This window comes from Micromonospora sp. URMC 106 (assembly GCF_051386395.1).
GTDB lineage: Bacteria > Actinomycetota > Actinomycetes > Mycobacteriales > Micromonosporaceae > Micromonospora.
This window is the reverse complement of record NZ_JBPQTP010000010.1, coordinates 24,454-38,606: the sequence shown is the minus strand read 5'-3', so window position 1 is coordinate 38,606 and position 14,153 is coordinate 24,454. Positions and strand designations below refer to the sequence as shown.

The window sequence follows — 14,153 nt, the reverse complement described above, 5'->3', positions numbered from 1 at the left end:
GGCGAGACGATTCGACGAGGAGGGCCGCACCCGTGCGCGCCGGTGACCTGCTGCGGCGGTGGGACGAGGGACTGCTGCCCCGGCTGGCCGGCACCGTGACCCGGCTCGGCGACGGCCCGAGCCGGCCGCGGGTGCTCACCACGGCCGCGCTGCTCTCCTGCGCCGCCGTGCTGCTCGCCGCCGTCTGGGCCGCCGACGACCGGCCGGTCGGCGACCGGACGGTCGGCGAGGTGACCCGGGTCGGGGTCGCCGACGGCGACTCGATCCCCGGCTACGTGCGCGCCGCCGCCGCCGACCTGGCCGCGCTGCGGCCCGCCGCCCCGGCGGCCGGCGACGGGACGTACGCCCTGGTGTCCCTCTCGTCCTACCTGACCCCGCAGCGGGCGGCGGCGGTCTTCGGCGACGTGCCGCTCGCCGCCGTGTTCGGGCGGGTGCCGCTCGCCGACCGGCAGACCGAGATCGTCCGCATTCCCGCGCAGCGGGTCCCCGACGACGTCGTCGCCGGGATGGCCGAGCTCGCCGTCCGCAAGGAGGGGGAGGCCGCCGACTACCGCGCCCGGGCCGCCGCGCTGGCCGGCGGTGGGCAGGCCGACCGCGAGCTGCGGCGGGTGTACGACAGCGGCGCCGAGGTGGCGGCGGCGGAGGCGGCCGCGTACCGCACCGGCTGCGCCTGCCTCTACGCCGCGGTGGTCCGCGCCGAGCCGGTGGCGCTGCGCGGCGTGGCCGCCCGGCCCGAGGTTCGGGCGGTCGACCCGGCACCCGAGGTCAGCCGGCTCGACCGGACCGTCTTCACGCCGCCACTGCCCGAGCAGCGGGAGGTCGCGCACCCGCCCGCCGACGCAGGTCTCGCCCCGGAGCCGATGGCCGGGGGCCCGGACCACGGCACGCCGGGCGCCGCGACGCCGGCCCCGACGGTGGGCGAAACGTCGGAACCCGCACCCCAGGTGACGGATTCGTCACCCGTTCCCGTCCGCCCGGCGCCTGGGCGAATCCCGTCGCAAACCCCGCCCACCTCGGCAGACGCCACCGCCGGCGGCACCGGGGAGCCCTCCGGGTGACGGTGGGCAGGACCGGAGGTGCGCGGACGGGTGTGGTCCGAATAGGGTTTCGTTCGTAGCCTGTCAGGCGGACGTCGATGGCGCTGGGAGGGCGAGCCGTGGAGGGCAGCGAGACCGGCTGGGCACGGCCGGCCGAACCAGCACCGCGGTGGCGGGCGCTGCTCGACCGTGCCCGGCACGGCGGCCGCCCCGTCGAGCCGGCCGAGGCCGACCGGCACGCCGCGCCGCCGCCGGCCCCGCCCGAGCCGCTGCCCCGTCGTTCGTCGGGCAACGGCTACGCCGCGCGGGTGCCGGCCATCGGCCGGGCCCCCGAGCCGCCGTACGCCGCGGAGCCCCGGGGATACGCCGCCGATCCCGGGGGATACGCCCCGGAGCCCGGCCCGCCGAGTTACGGCGCGGAGTACGGCCGTCCGGTCGACCCGGGCTACCGGGCCGAGGCCACCTACCGGGTCGAGCCGGCCTACCGGGCCGACCCCGCCGAGCCGGTCTACCGTTCCGAGCCCGCCGAGCCGGTCTACCGGTCCGAGCCCGCCGAGCCGGTCTACCGGTCCGAGCCCGCCTACCGGGCCGATCCCGCCGAACCCGCCTACCGGGCCGACCCGGGCTATCCGGCCGAGCCGGACTACCACGCGCCGGCCCACCAGGCCGGGCCCTCCCAGGTCGTGCCGACGCAGCGGCGCGGGCACGAGCCGGTCGAGTCGCGCTACGCGCTGCTGGACAACGGCTACCGGCACGAGCCGCCCCCGGTCGAGTCCCGGTACGCGCCGCTGCTGGACGGCGGCTACCGTCCCGAGTCCTCCTACCAGCCGCCGCCCCCGACGCCGCCGCCCGCCCCGCCCGTGGTCGCCGAGCCGGGCTACCCGGCCCGGGTCGAGTGGCGCCCGCGGAGCGCGGAGAGCGAGCAGGAGCGCGCCGCCGGCGTGCTCCGCCGCGACCTGGGCACCCCCCGGGTGCTCGCGTTCGCCAATCCCAAGGGCGGCGTTCACAAGACCACCGCCACCGTGCTGGCCGCGGCGACCGTCGGCAGCGTGCGCGGGCGGGGCGTGCTGGCCTGGGACGACAACGAGCTGCGCGGCACCCTCGGGCTGCGCGCCGGCAGCGCCCGGCACGCCCGCACCATCCGGCACCTCGTCAGCGATCTCGCGCACATCGAGATCAAGGAGGGGCCGGAGCTGCTGGAGCACCTGGACGACTACCTGCGGCACGCCTCCGACGGCTCGTACGACGTGCTGGCCGGCGAGGAGAGCCCCCGGTTCGCCCAGCGGCTCGACCAGTTCACCGTCCGGCGGGTGCTGGAGCTGCTGCGCCGCACCCACGACGTGGTCTGCGTGGACACCGGCAACAACGTGGAGAGCGCCAACTGGCGCACGGTCATGCAGGCGGCCGACCAGCTCGTGGTGACCACGGTGCCGCGCGAGGACGCGGCGTTCAGCGCCGACTGGATGCTGGACCTGCTGCACGAGGTGGGCATGGGTGAGCTGGCCGACAACGCGGTCACCCTGATCTCCTGTCCCACGCCGGGCCGCTCGCCGTTGCAGGACGACCTGGAGCGGCATTTCGCCACCCGCACCCGCGCGGTCGCCGTGGTGCCGTACGACCCGGCGCTGGAGACGGGCTCCTCGATCGAGTACCACCAGCTCCAGCAGGAGACCCGAGAGGCGTGGCTGAAGGCCGCCGCGGTGATGCTGGAACCGTTCGCCCGGTGAGCGGGTGTGCCGCCACCGGCCACCCGCGCCGCAGCCCGGCCTGAGAGGATCACCGGGTGAGCGCGGACACCCCCGAACCCGACCGGACCGGCCGCCGACCCGACGAGCCGGGTGCTCCCGCGCCGGCGGCCCCGGCGGAGCCCGTCGCGCCGTCTCCGAGCGCAGCACCCGCCGGCCGGTACGCCCCGTCCGAGGCCGGCCCCTACGCCGGCCCCAGCGCACCGTGGCAGGCCGGCGCCAGCCCGTACGGCGACCCCGATGCCGTCCCGCACGACGGCCCCGGCCCGGCCTACGGGGTCGGTTACCCGGTGCCGCCGGCCGAGCCGGAGCTGCCCCGCGGCCGGGCGGCGCGGCTGGCGGCGGGCGGGGTGCTCGCGCTGACCGTGCTGGGGGTGCCGCTCGGGCTGCTCTGGGCCGCGCTCGCCCCGGACACCCCCGTGCTCAAGGTCCCCGACGGCGCGATCTACGCCGAGCCGCAGCCGGAGCAGCCGGTCGCCGCCGACGGCTGGTTCAGCCTGCTCGGGCTGGGCTTCGGGGTGCTCGCCGCGCTCGCGCTGTGGTTCCTGCTGCGCCGCGTGCGGGGACCCGTCGGCCTGCTCACCGCCGTGCTCGGCGCGTTCGGCGCGGCGCTGGTCGCCTGGCAGGTCGGCCGGCGCATCGGGCTGGCCGGGTACCAGCGGCTGCTGGAGACCGCCCCGGACGGCCGGGCCTTCGGCAAGCCCGCGGACCTGCGCGCCGGCGGGATCGACATGGTGCTCGGCGTGCTGCCGGTGCCGCACGGCAACCTGCTGCTGCCCGCGTTCGGCGCGGCCGTGGCGTACACCCTGCTGGCGGGCTGGTCCCGCTGGCCGTCGCTGCGCCCGGAGCCGGCGCCCGGCGCGGCCGGGCTCAGTTGGGAGTCGGCGGGGACGCCAGCTCCGCCAGCGGCACCGGAACCGCCCGCACCTGGCGAAGCAGCGCCGCCTCGCGGTTGAGCAGCCGCAGCTCGGCCCGGAGCCGGGCGGCGGTGTCGTCGATGGCGAGCAGCCGCTGCCGGTCGGCCACGGTGAGCGCCGCCGTCGCGGCCACCAGGTGCGAGAGCACCGTGGGGTCCTCCGGCAACTGCTCGGACAGCTCCTCCTGGTCGGCCCGGATCAGCCCCAGGTACTGCCGGAACACCGAGATGACCCGGGCGGCGAGCAGGTCGGCGACCTCGTCCGGCCCGCCGGGCTCGGGCAGCCACTCCACCGCCGCGGTGAGGTAGGGGGCCGCGTCGCGGTCGACGTCGGCGATGCGGAACCTGCGCCGGCCGACGGTGACGATGTCGAAGCCGCCGTCGGGACGCTCGGTGACCTGGCGCAGCTCGGCGGTGCAGCCGACCTCGTGCAGGGTGACGTCGCCGCCGCCCGGCAGCGGCCGGCCGTCGGGCGCGGTCGGGGCGACCTCCCAGCCCGCCTGGATGGCCACCACCCCGAACTCGCGCGGGGCGCCCTCGGGGAGCCCGACCAGGTGCCGGACCAGGGCGCGGTAGCGCTCCTCGAATATGTGCAGCGGCAGCACCAGACCGGGGAAGAGGACCGTCCCGAGCGGAAACACCGGCAGCCGCGCAGTCACGCGTCGAGCGTAGCCCGATCCCGGCGCGGCGGCGTGTCCCGGCTCACCGTCCCGGCGTACGGGCGGTGGCGGCCGGCGTCCGGACGGGCCGCCTAGACTCGCAAGGGTGTTGAACCGGATCGACCTGCGCGGCGGTGTCCGTGACCCGCGCCGCCTGCTGCCCCGTGCCCAGCTCGACGTCTCCGTGGCCGTCGAGCGGATCCGCCCGCTCGTGGAGGCGGTCCGGGAGCATGGTTACCCGGCGATCCGGGAGGCGAGCGTCCGGTTCGACGGGGTGTCGCCCGAGGTGCTCCGGGTGCCCGCCGAGGCGATCGCCGAGGCGGAGGGGACCCTCGACCCCGCGGTGCGCGCCGCGCTGCTGGAGTCGATCGCGCGGGCCCGGAAGGTGCACGCCGACCAGCGGCGTCCCGACCACACCACGCAGGTGGTGCCCGGCGGCACGGTGACCGAGCGCTGGGTGCCGGTCGACCGGGTCGGCCTCTACGTCCCCGGCGGCCTGGCGATGTATCCGTCGACAGTGGTGATGAACGTGGTGCCGGCCCAGGCGGCCGGCGTCCGCTCGCTGGTCGTGGTCAGCCCGCCGCAGAAGGACAACGGCGGCCTGCCCGACGCCCGGGTGCTCGCCGCCTGCGCCCTGCTCGGCGTCGACGAGGTCTACGCCGTCGGCGGCGCCCAGGCCGTCGCGATGCTCGCGTACGGGGCGGCGGTGGACGCCGACGGCAGCGCGCACTGCGACCCCGTCGACATGATCACCGGCCCGGGCAACATCTGGGTGACCGCCGCCAAGCGGCTGCTGCGCGGCGTCGTCGGCATCGACGCCGAGGCCGGTCCCACCGAGATCGCCATCCTGGCCGACGACACCGCCGACCCGGCGCACGTCGCGGCCGACCTGATCAGCCAGGCCGAGCACGACCCCCTCGCGGCCAGCGTGCTGGTCACCCCCTCGGTCGAGCTCGTCGACGCGGTCGAGCGGGAGCTGGCCCGGCAGGTGCCGGCGACCAAGCACGCCGAGCGGGTCACCACCGCGCTGACCGGCGAGCAGAGCGGCGTCGTCCTGGTCGACGACCTCGACGCCGGGCTGCGGGTGGTCGACGCGTACGCGGCCGAGCACCTGGAGATCCAGACCCGGGACGCCCGCGAGTGGGCGCTGCGGGTGCGCAACGCCGGGGCGATCTTCGTCGGCGCCTGGTCGCCGGTGTCGCTGGGCGACTACTGCGCCGGCTCCAACCACGTGCTGCCCACCGGCGGCTGCGCCCGGCACTCCTCGGGGCTGTCGGTGCAGTCCTTCCTGCGCGGCATCCACCTGGTCGAGTACTCCGAGCAGGCGCTGCGCGAGGTGGCCCCGCACGTGGTCACGCTCGCCGGCGTGGAGGACCTGCCGGCGCACGGGCAGGCGGTCAGCGTGCGTTTCCCCGGGAGCGCGTCGTGAGCGGGCGCGCCGGCACCCTCGGCCCGCGGGCCGGCACCTCGCGCGGCGAGGGGGCGGCATGACCACCCTCGACGACCTGCCGATCCGCGACGACCTGCGCGGGCTGTCGCCGTACGGGGCGCCGCAGCTCGACGTGCCCGTGCGGCTGAACACCAACGAGAACTCCCACCCGGTGCCCGAGCCGGTCGTCGAGGCCATCGGCAAGGCCCTCGCGGCGGAGCTGCGCGACCTCAACCGCTACCCGGACCGCGACGCCGTCGCGCTGCGCGCCGACCTGGCGGGCTACCTCGGCCACGGCCTCACCGCCGAGCAGGTGTGGGCGGCCAACGGCTCCAACGAGATCCAGCAGCAGCTGCTCCAGGCGTTCGGCGGGCCGGGGCGCACCGCGCTCGGCTTCACCCCGGCGTACTCGATGCACCCGCTGCTGGCGCTCGGCACCGGCACCCGGTGGGTGCCCGCCCGGCGCGGCGTCGACTTCGGGCTGACCGCCGAGGAGGCGGTCGACCAGGTCCGCGAGCACGCCCCGGACGTGGTCTTCCTCTGCTCGCCGAACAACCCCACCGGCACGGCGCTCGACCCGGCCGTGGTCGCCGCCGTGCTGGACGCCGCGCCCGGCATGGTGGTCGTGGACGAGGCGTACGCCGAGTTCGCCCGCCCCGGCACGGTCAGCGCCCTGGCGGTGCTGCCCGGGCACCCGCGGCTGGTGGTCACGCGGACGATGAGCAAGGCGTTCGGGTTCGCCGGCGGCCGGCTGGGCTACCTGGCCGCCGACCCGGCGGTGGTGGCGGCGGTGCAGCTCGTCCGGCTGCCGTACCACCTCTCGGCGCTGACCCAGGCCGCGGCCCGGGCGGCGCTGGCGCACCGCGACGCCCTGCTCGGCACGGTGGCCGCGATCTCGCAGCAGCGCGACCGGATCGTGGCGGAGCTGCGCGGCCGGGGGTTCCGGGTCGCCGACAGCGACGCCAACTTCGCCCTGTTCGAGGTCGGGGGCGACCAGGCCGCCGCGTGGCGCACCCTGCTGGAGCAGGGCGTGCTGGTCCGCGACGTCGGCCTGCCCGGCTGGCTGCGGGTCACCGCCGGCACCCCCGCCGAGACCGACGCGTTCCTCGCCGCGATGGCGAAGCTCCCGAGGGAGCGCGCGGAATGAGCTTGCGATCCCCGCAGTGGCGACCGAAAGGTAAGCAATGAGCCGAACCGCCCGGGTGGAGCGGATCACCAAGGAGACGAAGGTCCTCGTCGAGATCGACCTCGACGGCACGGGCCGTGCCGAGATCGGCACCGGCGTCGGCTTCTACGACCACATGCTGCACCAGATCGCCCGGCACGGCGGCTTCGACCTGACCGTGCGCACCGTGGGCGACCTGGAGATCGACGCCCACCACACGATGGAGGACACCGCGCTCGCCCTGGGCGCCGCGTTCGACCAGGCGCTCGGGGACAAGGCCGGCATCCGGCGGTACGGCTCGGCCACCGTGCCGATGGACGAGGTCCTCGTCCGGGCCGCGGTCGACCTCTCCGGCCGCCCGTACGTCGTGCACGACGAGCCGGCGCTCGCGCCGTACATCGGCCCGGTCTACCCGACGAGCATGACCCGGCACATCTGGGAGTCGTTCGGCCAGGCCGCCCGGATCACGCTGCACGTGGACGTGCTGCGGGCGGCCCGTCCCGGCGGCCACCCGGACGCCCACCACGTGGTGGAGGCGCAGTTCAAGGCCGTCTCCCGCGCGTTGCGCGAGGCCACCGCGATCGACCCGCGTGCCGCGGGGGCGATCCCGAGCACGAAGGGTGCTCTCTGATGAGCGCGAGGAACGCGGCGCGGCGGGCTCCCGCGGTCGCGGACGGAAGGCGGAGCTGATGGGCCAGGTGCTGCCGACGTTGCTGCTGATCCTGGCCGGCGTGCTCGTGGGCGGCACGTGGTCGCTGCACAAGCAGGGCGCGCCGCGCGGCGCGGTGGTCGTCACCGCGCTGCTCGCCGTGCTGGCCACGGCCGGCGGCGTGCTCTGGCTGCTGCCGGGGGAGGGCTCGTGAGCGGGCGGACGGAGGTGGCGGCGTGAGCAACGTCGTGGTGCTGGACTACGGATCGGGCAACCTGCGGTCGGCGGAGCGGGCACTGGCCCGGGCCGGCGCGGACGTGACGGTGACCGACGACCTGACCGCCGCCGCCGAGGCGGACGGCCTGGTGGTGCCGGGCGTGGGCGCCTTCGCGGCGTGCATGGCGGGGATCGAGGCGCTCGGCGCCGGGCCGGTGATCGCGGAGCGCGTCGCCGCCGGCCGTCCGGTGCTGGGCATCTGCGTGGGCATGCAGGTGCTCTTCGAGCACGGCGACGAGCACGGCGTGGTGACCAAGGGTCTCGGGCTGCTCCCCGGCGGGGTGACGAAGCTGGCCGCCGCCCGGCTGCCGCACATGGGCTGGAACACCGTGGCGGCGCCGGCCGGGTCGGTGCTCTTCGCCGGGTTGCCCGCCGACAGCCGGTTCTACTTCGTGCACTCCTACGCGGTCGGGGACCCGGGGGCGCTGGCCGCCGCCGGGGCCACGGTCACCACGGCCCGCCACGAGACCGACTTCGTGGCGGCCGTGGAGCGGGGCGCGCTCTGCGCGGCCCAGTTCCACCCCGAGAAGTCCGCCGACACCGGTGCCGCGCTGCTGCGCAACTGGCTCGCCACGCTGTCCACCGGTGACTGAGCGCCCGCTCCGCGCGGCGGGCAGCCCCGTCGCCGGTGACCGCGCCCCCGGCCGCCGGCGGGGCACGCCGTGAGCAAGGAGCGGGCGCGTCGCCGGGCGGCCCGGGAGGCCGAGGCGGCCCGGCAACGCCGCGCCCGGGAGCGGCGGACGGCCCGGCGGCGGCGCCGGCGCGAGCTGCTCCGCCGGATCACGCCCGCGCTGCGCCGGCGGCGTACGGGCCGGCTGCCCCGGCACAGCCGCGGCGAGCGGGCCGCGATCGTGCTGCTGACCCTGGCGGCGATGGTCCTGATCTGGTCGTTCGTGGACGATCTTGCGCTGCGGATCGCGCTGGTCGTGCTGTTGCTGCTCGTACTGCCGGCGATCGTGGTGATCGCCCTGGACCGTCGTACCTGAACCGAGGAGAAGAACACAGTGAGCCTCACCCTGTTGCCCGCCGTGGACGTCGCCGACGGCCAGGCCGTCCGCCTCGTGCAGGGCGCCGCCGGCAGCGAGACGACGTACGGCGACCCGCTGGAGGCCGCGCTGGCCTGGCAGCGGGACGGCGCCGAGTGGATCCACCTGGTCGACCTCGACGCGGCGTTCGGTCGGGGCTCCAACGCGCACCTGCTGGCCGAGGTGGTGCGCCAGCTCGACGTGAAGGTGGAGCTCTCGGGCGGCATCCGGGACGACGAGTCGTTGCAGGCCGCGCTCGGCACCGGCGCGGCCCGGGTGAACATCGGCACCGCCGCGCTGGAGGATCCGGTCTGGTGCGACCGGGTCTGCGGCGAGTACGGCGACCGGGTGGCGATCGGGCTGGACGTGCGCGGCCGCACCCTCTCCGCCCGGGGCTGGACCCGCGACGGCGGCGACCTCTACGAGGTGCTGGAGCGGCTGGACAAGGCCGGCGCGACGCGGTATGTCGTCACCGACATCACCAAGGACGGCACGATGCGCGGGCCGAACCTGGACCTGCTGCGCGAGGTCTGCTCCCGCACCGACGCCCCGGTGATCGCCTCCGGCGGCGTCTCCACGCTGGACGACCTGCGGGCGTTGGCGACCCTGGAGCCGATCGGGGTGGAGGGCGTGATCGCCGGCAAGGCGCTGTACGCGGGCGCCTTCACGGTGGCGCAGGCGCTGGCCACCCTGGCGGCGGCGTGACCGTCACCCGGCTCGGCTCCGGCGGCCCCTGGGAGTCCCTGTACGGCTACTGCCGGGTGGTGCGGGCCGGCGACCTGGCCTGGACCGCCGGCTGCACCTCCACGGTGGACGGGGTGGTGACCCACGTCGGGGACGCGGCGGCGCAGACCGCGCAGGCCCTGCGGATCGGGCTGGACGCGCTCGCCGAGGTGGGCGCGGAGCCGGGCGACGTGGTCCGCACCCGGATGTACGTCACCGACCGCGCGTACGCCGACGAGGTGGGCCGGGCGCACAACGCGGTCTTCGGCGCCGTCCGCCCGGCCGCCACGATGGTGGTGGTGGCCGGCCTGATCGACCCGGACCACCTGGTCGAGGTGGAGCTGGAGGCGTACCTCGGCGACCGCTGACGGTCCCGGGCGCGGTGGGGACGGACACAGCGCGCCCCGATCGGTTGTGCGCAATTGAATTGCGGGCTATGTTTTCGGCGTGACCGATGATCTGGTGCTGCGGCGGCAGGTGTGCTTCGCGCTCTACGCCGCGTCGCGCGCCCTCACCGACGTCTACCGGCCCATCCTCGACGAGTTCGGCCTGACCTACCCGCAGTACCTGGTGCTGCTGGTGCTCTGGGAGCACGGCGACGACGCCCCCACGGTCTCCGAGCTCGGCGCGGCGCTGCGGCTGGACTCCGGCACGCTCTCCCCGCTGCTCAAGCGGCTGGAGGCGGCGGGCCTGGTGGTCCGGACCCGGTCGGCGCGCGACGAGCGGCGGGTGGAGGTGGGCCTGACCGGCGACGGCCGGGCCCTGCGGCAGCGCATGGACGAGGTGCCGCTGCGGGTCGCCCGCGCCACCGGCCTCACCGAGGCCGAGCTGGTCGCCCTGCGCGACACCCTCACCCGGGTCACCGAGACGATCCACCGACAGAAGGAGCAGTGACCACCATGCAGGTGCTCTACACCGCGTCCGCCCGGGCCACCGGCGACGGTCGGGACGGCCACGTCCGCACCTCCGACGGCACCCTCGACCTGGGTCTGGCCGTGCCGAAGGAGATGGGTGGCGCCGGTGACGCCGCCAACCCCGAGCAGCTCTTCGCCGCCGGCTACGCCGCCTGCTTCCACTCGGCGCTGCGCCTGGTCGCCCGCAAGGCCCGGGCCGACGTCTCCGGCTCGGTCGTCGAGGCCGAGGTGGGCATCGGCCCGAACGGCAGCGGCGGCTTCGGGCTGACCGTCGCCCTCGTGGTCGACCTCCCGGCGGTGGAGCGGGCCGCCGCCGAGCAGCTCGTCGCGCAGGCCCACCAGGTCTGCCCCTACTCGAACGCGACGCGCGGCAACGTCGAGGTCGCCCTCACCGTCCGGGAGGCGCGGTGAGCACCCGCAACCGGGAGATCCACCTGGCCGCCCGCCCGCAGGGCTGGCCGACCGCCGACAACTTCCGCCTCGTCGAGACCGAGGTGCCCACCCCCGGCCCGGGCCAGATCGTGGTCCGCAACCAGTACATGTCGGTCGACCCGTACATGCGGGGGCGGATGAACGACGTCAAGTCGTACCTGCCGCCGTTCGCGCTCGACGCGCCGCTCGACGGCGGGGCGGTCGGCGAGGTCGTGGCCGGCGGGGCCGAGGGCGTCCGGCCCGGCGACACCGTGCTGCACGGCCTCGGCTGGCGCGAGTACGCGCTGCTCGACGCGACGGCCGCCCGTAAGGTCGACCCCGACCTCGCCCCGGTCTCCGCCTACCTGAGCGTGCTGGGCATGACCGGCCTGACCGCGTACGCCGGGCTGCTGGAGGTGGCCGGGATGAAGCCGGGGGAGAGCGTCTTCGTCTCCGCCGCCGCCGGTTCGGTGGGCAGCCTGGTCGGGCAGATCGCCAAGCTCCGGGGCGCCGCGCACGTGGTCGGCAGCGCCGGTTCGGCGGCCAAGGTCGAGCGGCTGCGGGCGCTCGGCTTCGACGCGGCGTTCGACTACCACGACGGCCCGGTGCGCGACTCGCTCAAGGCCGCCGCGCCCGACGGCATCGACGTCTACTTCGACAACGTCGGCGGCGACCACCTGGAGGCGGCGATCTCCGCGATGCGGCCGCACGGGCGCGCCGCGATCTGCGGCATGATCGCGCAGTACAACGACACCGCCCCGCCGGCCGCACCGCGCAACCTGGCGCTGCTGATCGGCAAGCGGATCACCCTGCGCGGCTTCCTGGTCGGCGACCACGGCCACCTGCGCGACGAGTTCGTGCGGGAGATGTCCGGGTGGCTGCGGGACGGGAAGATCTCGTACGACGAGACGGTCGTCGACGGCATCGAGAACGCCCCGGAGGCGTTCCTCGGCCTGCTGCGCGGCGAGAACCTGGGCAAGATGCTCGTCCGGCTGTGAGCGCCGACGCCTCCGGTGCGGCGGCGCTCCTCGGCGACGCCGGTGGTCGGCCTCACAGGGCCGGCCGCCGGCGTGGCCGGGGAGGATAGGCTCGCGGCATGACGGTGGCGGTACGGGTGATCCCCTGTCTGGACGTGGACGCCGGGCGGGTGGTCAAGGGGGTCAACTTCCTCGACCTGCGCGACGCCGGTGACCCGGTGGAGCTGGCCGCGGCGTACGACCGGGCCGGCGCGGACGAGCTGACCTTCCTCGACGTCACCGCCTCCTCCAGCGACCGGGGCACCATGCTCGACGTGGTCCGCCGCACGGCGGAGTCGGTCTTCATCCCGCTGACCGTCGGCGGCGGCATCCGGCAGGTGGCCGACGTCGACACCCTGCTGCGGGCGGGTGCGGACAAGGTCGGGGTGAACACCGCCGCGATCGCCCGCCCCGAGTTGATCGCCGAGATCGCCGACCGGTTCGGCCGGCAGGTGCTGGTGCTCTCGCTCGACGTGCGGCGCGCGCCGGCCGGCGGCACGCCCAGCGGCTTCGAGGTGACCACCCACGGCGGCCGGCGCGGCACCGGGCTGGACGCGGTCGAGTGGGCCCGTCGCGGCGCCGAGCTGGGCGCGGGGGAGATCCTGCTCAACTCCATGGACGCCGACGGCACCAAGGCGGGTTTCGACCTGGAACTCATCGGCGCGGTGCGCCGGGTGGTCGACGTGCCCGTGGTGGCCAGCGGCGGCGCGGGCGAGGTCGGGCACTTCGCGCCGGCGGTCGGCGCCGGCGCGGACGCGGTGCTCGCCGCCAGCGTCTTCCACTTCGGCGAGCTGACCGTCGCCGAGGTCAAGGACGCGCTGCGCGGGGCGGGCCACCCGGTCCGCTGACCGCCCCTTCTCGGCCGGCGGGTCAGTCCGGGCGGGGCCGGTTCTCCGGGGAGCGCCGGGGTGCCGGGATCGACCGCACCACGTATTCCTGGACGGCCGCGGCGTGCTCCTCCTCGTCGAGGTGCCACTCCGCGCTGCCCGGGGTGTGCCGCCGGCTGAGCACGCCCTGCACCGTGTCCACCGTGGTGGCCAGCCCGGCGCTCGGCCGGGTGCGCCAGAGGCGCTCACCGTCGGCGGTGATCCGGAACCAGCCGTCGCTGACGCTGACCAGCCCGGCCCCGACGAGGCGGCGGACCGCCGCCTCCACCTCGTGCCGTTCGGGGATCGCCTGGTTGAGGTGGTCGGCGGTGGAGAGCACGTCGGCCAGGCGCACGCCTTCGGGCCGCCGGCTGGACGCCGCCCGGCGGTGCCGTCCGGCACCGCTGGCGATCACCAGCGAGACGAAGATCCAGGCGTCGCTCCGGCGCCAACCGTTCTCCCCCATGCCAGGATTCTGCCGGGCGTCGCGGCCGAAGGGAACACCGACGCCGGGCCGACGTCCACGAACAGGGGTCGGGCGGCCCGACCCGGCGCGGGCGGACCGGGCTCGCGGGCAGCGCCTCCTTCCGGCTCCGCGCGGGCGGGGCAAACCGTCGGAAGCGGCCGCCCCCCCGCCGGGACCGGTCAGGTCGCGGGGAGCGGCTCGACCGGGCCCCGGGCCGTCCCCGCCGGTTGGGCGACGGTGAACAGCGGCAGGAAGACCTGGGTCAGCGGGCCGATGGCGAGCGCGTAGGCGACCGTGCCGACGCCGACCGTGCCGCCGAGCAGCCAGCCCAGCGCCAGCACGGTCACCTCGATGACGGTGCGGACCAGCCGGATCGACCGCCCGGGACGCCGGGCGACGTAGCCGGTCATCAGGCCGTCACGGGGGCCGGGGCCGAGGCGGGCGCCGATGTAGAGGCCGGTCGCCGCGCCGTTGGCCACGATGCCGGCGACCAGCAGCCCGATCCGTACGCCGAGCGGCCCACCGGCCGGCAGCAGGGCCAGGGTGGCGTCCACCACCAGCCCGATCACCAGGACGTTGCTGACCGTGCCGAGCCCCGGACGCTGCCGCAGCGGGATCCAGAGCAGCAGCACCAGCGCACCCACCGCGATGGTCACCGTGCCGAAGGAGAGGCCGGTCCGCTCGGACAGGCCCTGGTGGAACACGTCCCACGGGTCGAGCCCCAGTCCTGACCTGATCATCAGGGCCATGCTCAGGCCGTAGAGGACCAGCCCCGCGTAGAGCTGGGTCAGCCGCCGCACGGGACGATGCCGGAGATTGCCAATTGCTGTCACTCATGCCACCCTAGAGGCCAATT

Annotated in this window: 18 protein-coding genes; 15 read left to right on the top strand and 3 right to left on the bottom strand. The window is 76.1% G+C overall.

The genetic code is table 11. The features are described 5' to 3' along the window. The first annotated feature begins 32 nt into the window (after nucleotides 1–32). The 3 genes from ACSNOB_RS05335 to ACSNOB_RS05325 all read left to right on the top strand — a co-directional run bounded on the left by ACSNOB_RS05335 (nucleotide 33) and on the right by ACSNOB_RS05325 (nucleotide 3,738). Complete coding sequence (locus ACSNOB_RS05335; protein WP_436685457.1) at nucleotides 33–1,058, top strand: hypothetical protein; 1,026 nt, start codon at nucleotides 33–35, stop codon at nucleotides 1,056–1,058. Between the two features lie 77 nt (nucleotides 1,059–1,135). After that, nucleotides 1,136–2,764, top strand: coding sequence for an AAA family ATPase (locus ACSNOB_RS05330; protein WP_436685455.1), 1,629 nt, complete (start codon nucleotides 1,136–1,138; stop codon nucleotides 2,762–2,764). Between the two features lie 56 nt (nucleotides 2,765–2,820). Next, complete coding sequence (locus tag ACSNOB_RS05325) at nucleotides 2,821–3,738, top strand: DUF2567 domain-containing protein (protein ID WP_436685453.1); 918 nt, start codon at nucleotides 2,821–2,823, stop codon at nucleotides 3,736–3,738. Here the strand turns inward: ACSNOB_RS05325 and ACSNOB_RS05320 are convergent. Then, nucleotides 3,653–4,357, bottom strand: coding sequence for an LON peptidase substrate-binding domain-containing protein (locus tag ACSNOB_RS05320; protein ID WP_393103532.1), 705 nt, complete (start codon nucleotides 4,355–4,357; stop codon nucleotides 3,653–3,655). The two genes, ACSNOB_RS05325 and ACSNOB_RS05320, sit on opposite strands and share 86 nt — an antisense overlap. A gap of 106 nt (nucleotides 4,358–4,463) precedes the next feature. On the opposite strand from ACSNOB_RS05320, the gene hisD reads away from it, so the two are divergent. The 12 genes from hisD to hisF all read left to right on the top strand — a co-directional run bounded on the left by hisD (nucleotide 4,464) and on the right by hisF (nucleotide 12,813). Next, nucleotides 4,464–5,786: a histidinol dehydrogenase gene (hisD, locus tag ACSNOB_RS05315; RefSeq protein WP_436685451.1), complete on the top strand. Its 1,323-nt coding sequence runs from the start codon at nucleotides 4,464–4,466 to the stop codon at nucleotides 5,784–5,786. A 58-nt stretch (nucleotides 5,787–5,844) separates the two neighbouring features. Next, nucleotides 5,845–6,933, top strand: coding sequence for a histidinol-phosphate transaminase (locus tag ACSNOB_RS05310; protein WP_436685450.1), 1,089 nt, complete (start codon nucleotides 5,845–5,847; stop codon nucleotides 6,931–6,933). A gap of 37 nt (nucleotides 6,934–6,970) precedes the next feature. Continuing rightward, nucleotides 6,971–7,582, top strand: coding sequence for an imidazoleglycerol-phosphate dehydratase HisB (hisB, locus tag ACSNOB_RS05305; RefSeq protein WP_088999256.1), 612 nt, complete (start codon nucleotides 6,971–6,973; stop codon nucleotides 7,580–7,582). A gap of 58 nt (nucleotides 7,583–7,640) precedes the next feature. Next, nucleotides 7,641–7,814 (top strand): hypothetical protein, encoded by a 174-nt coding sequence (locus ACSNOB_RS05300; protein WP_393103538.1) that lies wholly within the window; start codon nucleotides 7,641–7,643, stop codon nucleotides 7,812–7,814. A gap of 22 nt (nucleotides 7,815–7,836) precedes the next feature. Next, entirely contained in the window at nucleotides 7,837–8,469 is a 633-nt protein-coding gene (gene hisH, locus ACSNOB_RS05295; RefSeq protein ID WP_436685449.1) for an imidazole glycerol phosphate synthase subunit HisH, read from the top strand. A 69-nt stretch (nucleotides 8,470–8,538) separates the two neighbouring features. Further along, nucleotides 8,539–8,862, top strand: coding sequence for a hypothetical protein (locus ACSNOB_RS05290; protein WP_436685447.1), 324 nt, complete (start codon nucleotides 8,539–8,541; stop codon nucleotides 8,860–8,862). An 18-nt stretch (nucleotides 8,863–8,880) separates the two neighbouring features. Continuing rightward, entirely contained in the window at nucleotides 8,881–9,606 is a 726-nt protein-coding gene (gene priA / locus ACSNOB_RS05285) for a bifunctional 1-(5-phosphoribosyl)-5-((5-phosphoribosylamino)methylideneamino)imidazole-4-carboxamide isomerase/phosphoribosylanthranilate isomerase PriA (protein WP_436685445.1), read from the top strand. Continuing rightward, nucleotides 9,603–9,992, top strand: coding sequence for a RidA family protein (locus ACSNOB_RS05280; RefSeq protein ID WP_436685444.1), 390 nt, complete (start codon nucleotides 9,603–9,605; stop codon nucleotides 9,990–9,992). The genes priA and ACSNOB_RS05280 overlap by 4 nt, the downstream gene beginning before the upstream one ends. Nucleotides 9,993–10,071: 79 nt before the next feature. Next, nucleotides 10,072–10,518, top strand: a complete 447-nt coding sequence (locus ACSNOB_RS05275) for a MarR family winged helix-turn-helix transcriptional regulator (RefSeq protein WP_436685442.1) — start codon at nucleotides 10,072–10,074, stop codon at nucleotides 10,516–10,518. A 5-nt stretch (nucleotides 10,519–10,523) separates the two neighbouring features. After that, on the top strand, nucleotides 10,524–10,949 hold the full coding sequence (locus tag ACSNOB_RS05270; protein WP_436685534.1) for an organic hydroperoxide resistance protein: 426 nt from the start codon (nucleotides 10,524–10,526) through the stop codon (nucleotides 10,947–10,949). Then, entirely contained in the window at nucleotides 10,946–11,947 is a 1,002-nt protein-coding gene (locus ACSNOB_RS05265; RefSeq protein ID WP_436685440.1) for an NADP-dependent oxidoreductase, read from the top strand. The genes ACSNOB_RS05270 and ACSNOB_RS05265 overlap by 4 nt, the downstream gene beginning before the upstream one ends. A gap of 98 nt (nucleotides 11,948–12,045) precedes the next feature. Continuing rightward, nucleotides 12,046–12,813, top strand: a complete 768-nt coding sequence (hisF, locus tag ACSNOB_RS05260; protein WP_436685438.1) for an imidazole glycerol phosphate synthase subunit HisF — start codon at nucleotides 12,046–12,048, stop codon at nucleotides 12,811–12,813. 22 nt (nucleotides 12,814–12,835) lie between these two features. Here hisF and ACSNOB_RS05255 read toward each other — a convergent pair whose 3' ends face one another. Further along, nucleotides 12,836–13,297 carry a hypothetical protein gene (locus ACSNOB_RS05255; RefSeq protein WP_393103553.1) on the bottom strand — a complete coding sequence of 154 codons (462 nt, stop codon included), beginning with the start codon at nucleotides 13,295–13,297 and terminating at the stop codon, nucleotides 12,836–12,838. Nucleotides 13,298–13,476: 179 nt separating this feature from the next. Next, nucleotides 13,477–14,130, bottom strand: coding sequence for a YczE/YyaS/YitT family protein (locus ACSNOB_RS05250; protein WP_436685437.1), 654 nt, complete (start codon nucleotides 14,128–14,130; stop codon nucleotides 13,477–13,479). Between the last annotated feature and the right edge of the window lie 23 nt (nucleotides 14,131–14,153).

What these genes read in the sequence shown, in the direction of transcription:
- ACSNOB_RS05300 (WP_393103538.1), top strand. Translation starts at nt 7,641, where the DNA reads ATGGGCCAGGTGCTGCCGACGTTGCTGCTGATCCTGGCCGGCGTGCTC.
- ACSNOB_RS05270 (WP_436685534.1), top strand. Translation starts at nt 10,524, where the DNA reads ATGCAGGTGCTCTACACCGCGTCCGCCCGGGCCACCGGCGACGGTCGG.
- hisB (WP_088999256.1), top strand. Translation starts at nt 6,971, where the DNA reads ATGAGCCGAACCGCCCGGGTGGAGCGGATCACCAAGGAGACGAAGGTC.
- hisF (WP_436685438.1), top strand. Translation starts at nt 12,046, where the DNA reads ATGACGGTGGCGGTACGGGTGATCCCCTGTCTGGACGTGGACGCCGGG.
- ACSNOB_RS05330 (WP_436685455.1), top strand. Translation starts at nt 1,136, where the DNA reads ATGGCGCTGGGAGGGCGAGCCGTGGAGGGCAGCGAGACCGGCTGGGCA.
- ACSNOB_RS05310 (WP_436685450.1), top strand. Translation starts at nt 5,845, where the DNA reads ATGACCACCCTCGACGACCTGCCGATCCGCGACGACCTGCGCGGGCTG.
- ACSNOB_RS05255 (WP_393103553.1), bottom strand. Translation starts at nt 13,297, where the DNA reads ATGGGGGAGAACGGTTGGCGCCGGAGCGACGCCTGGATCTTCGTCTCG.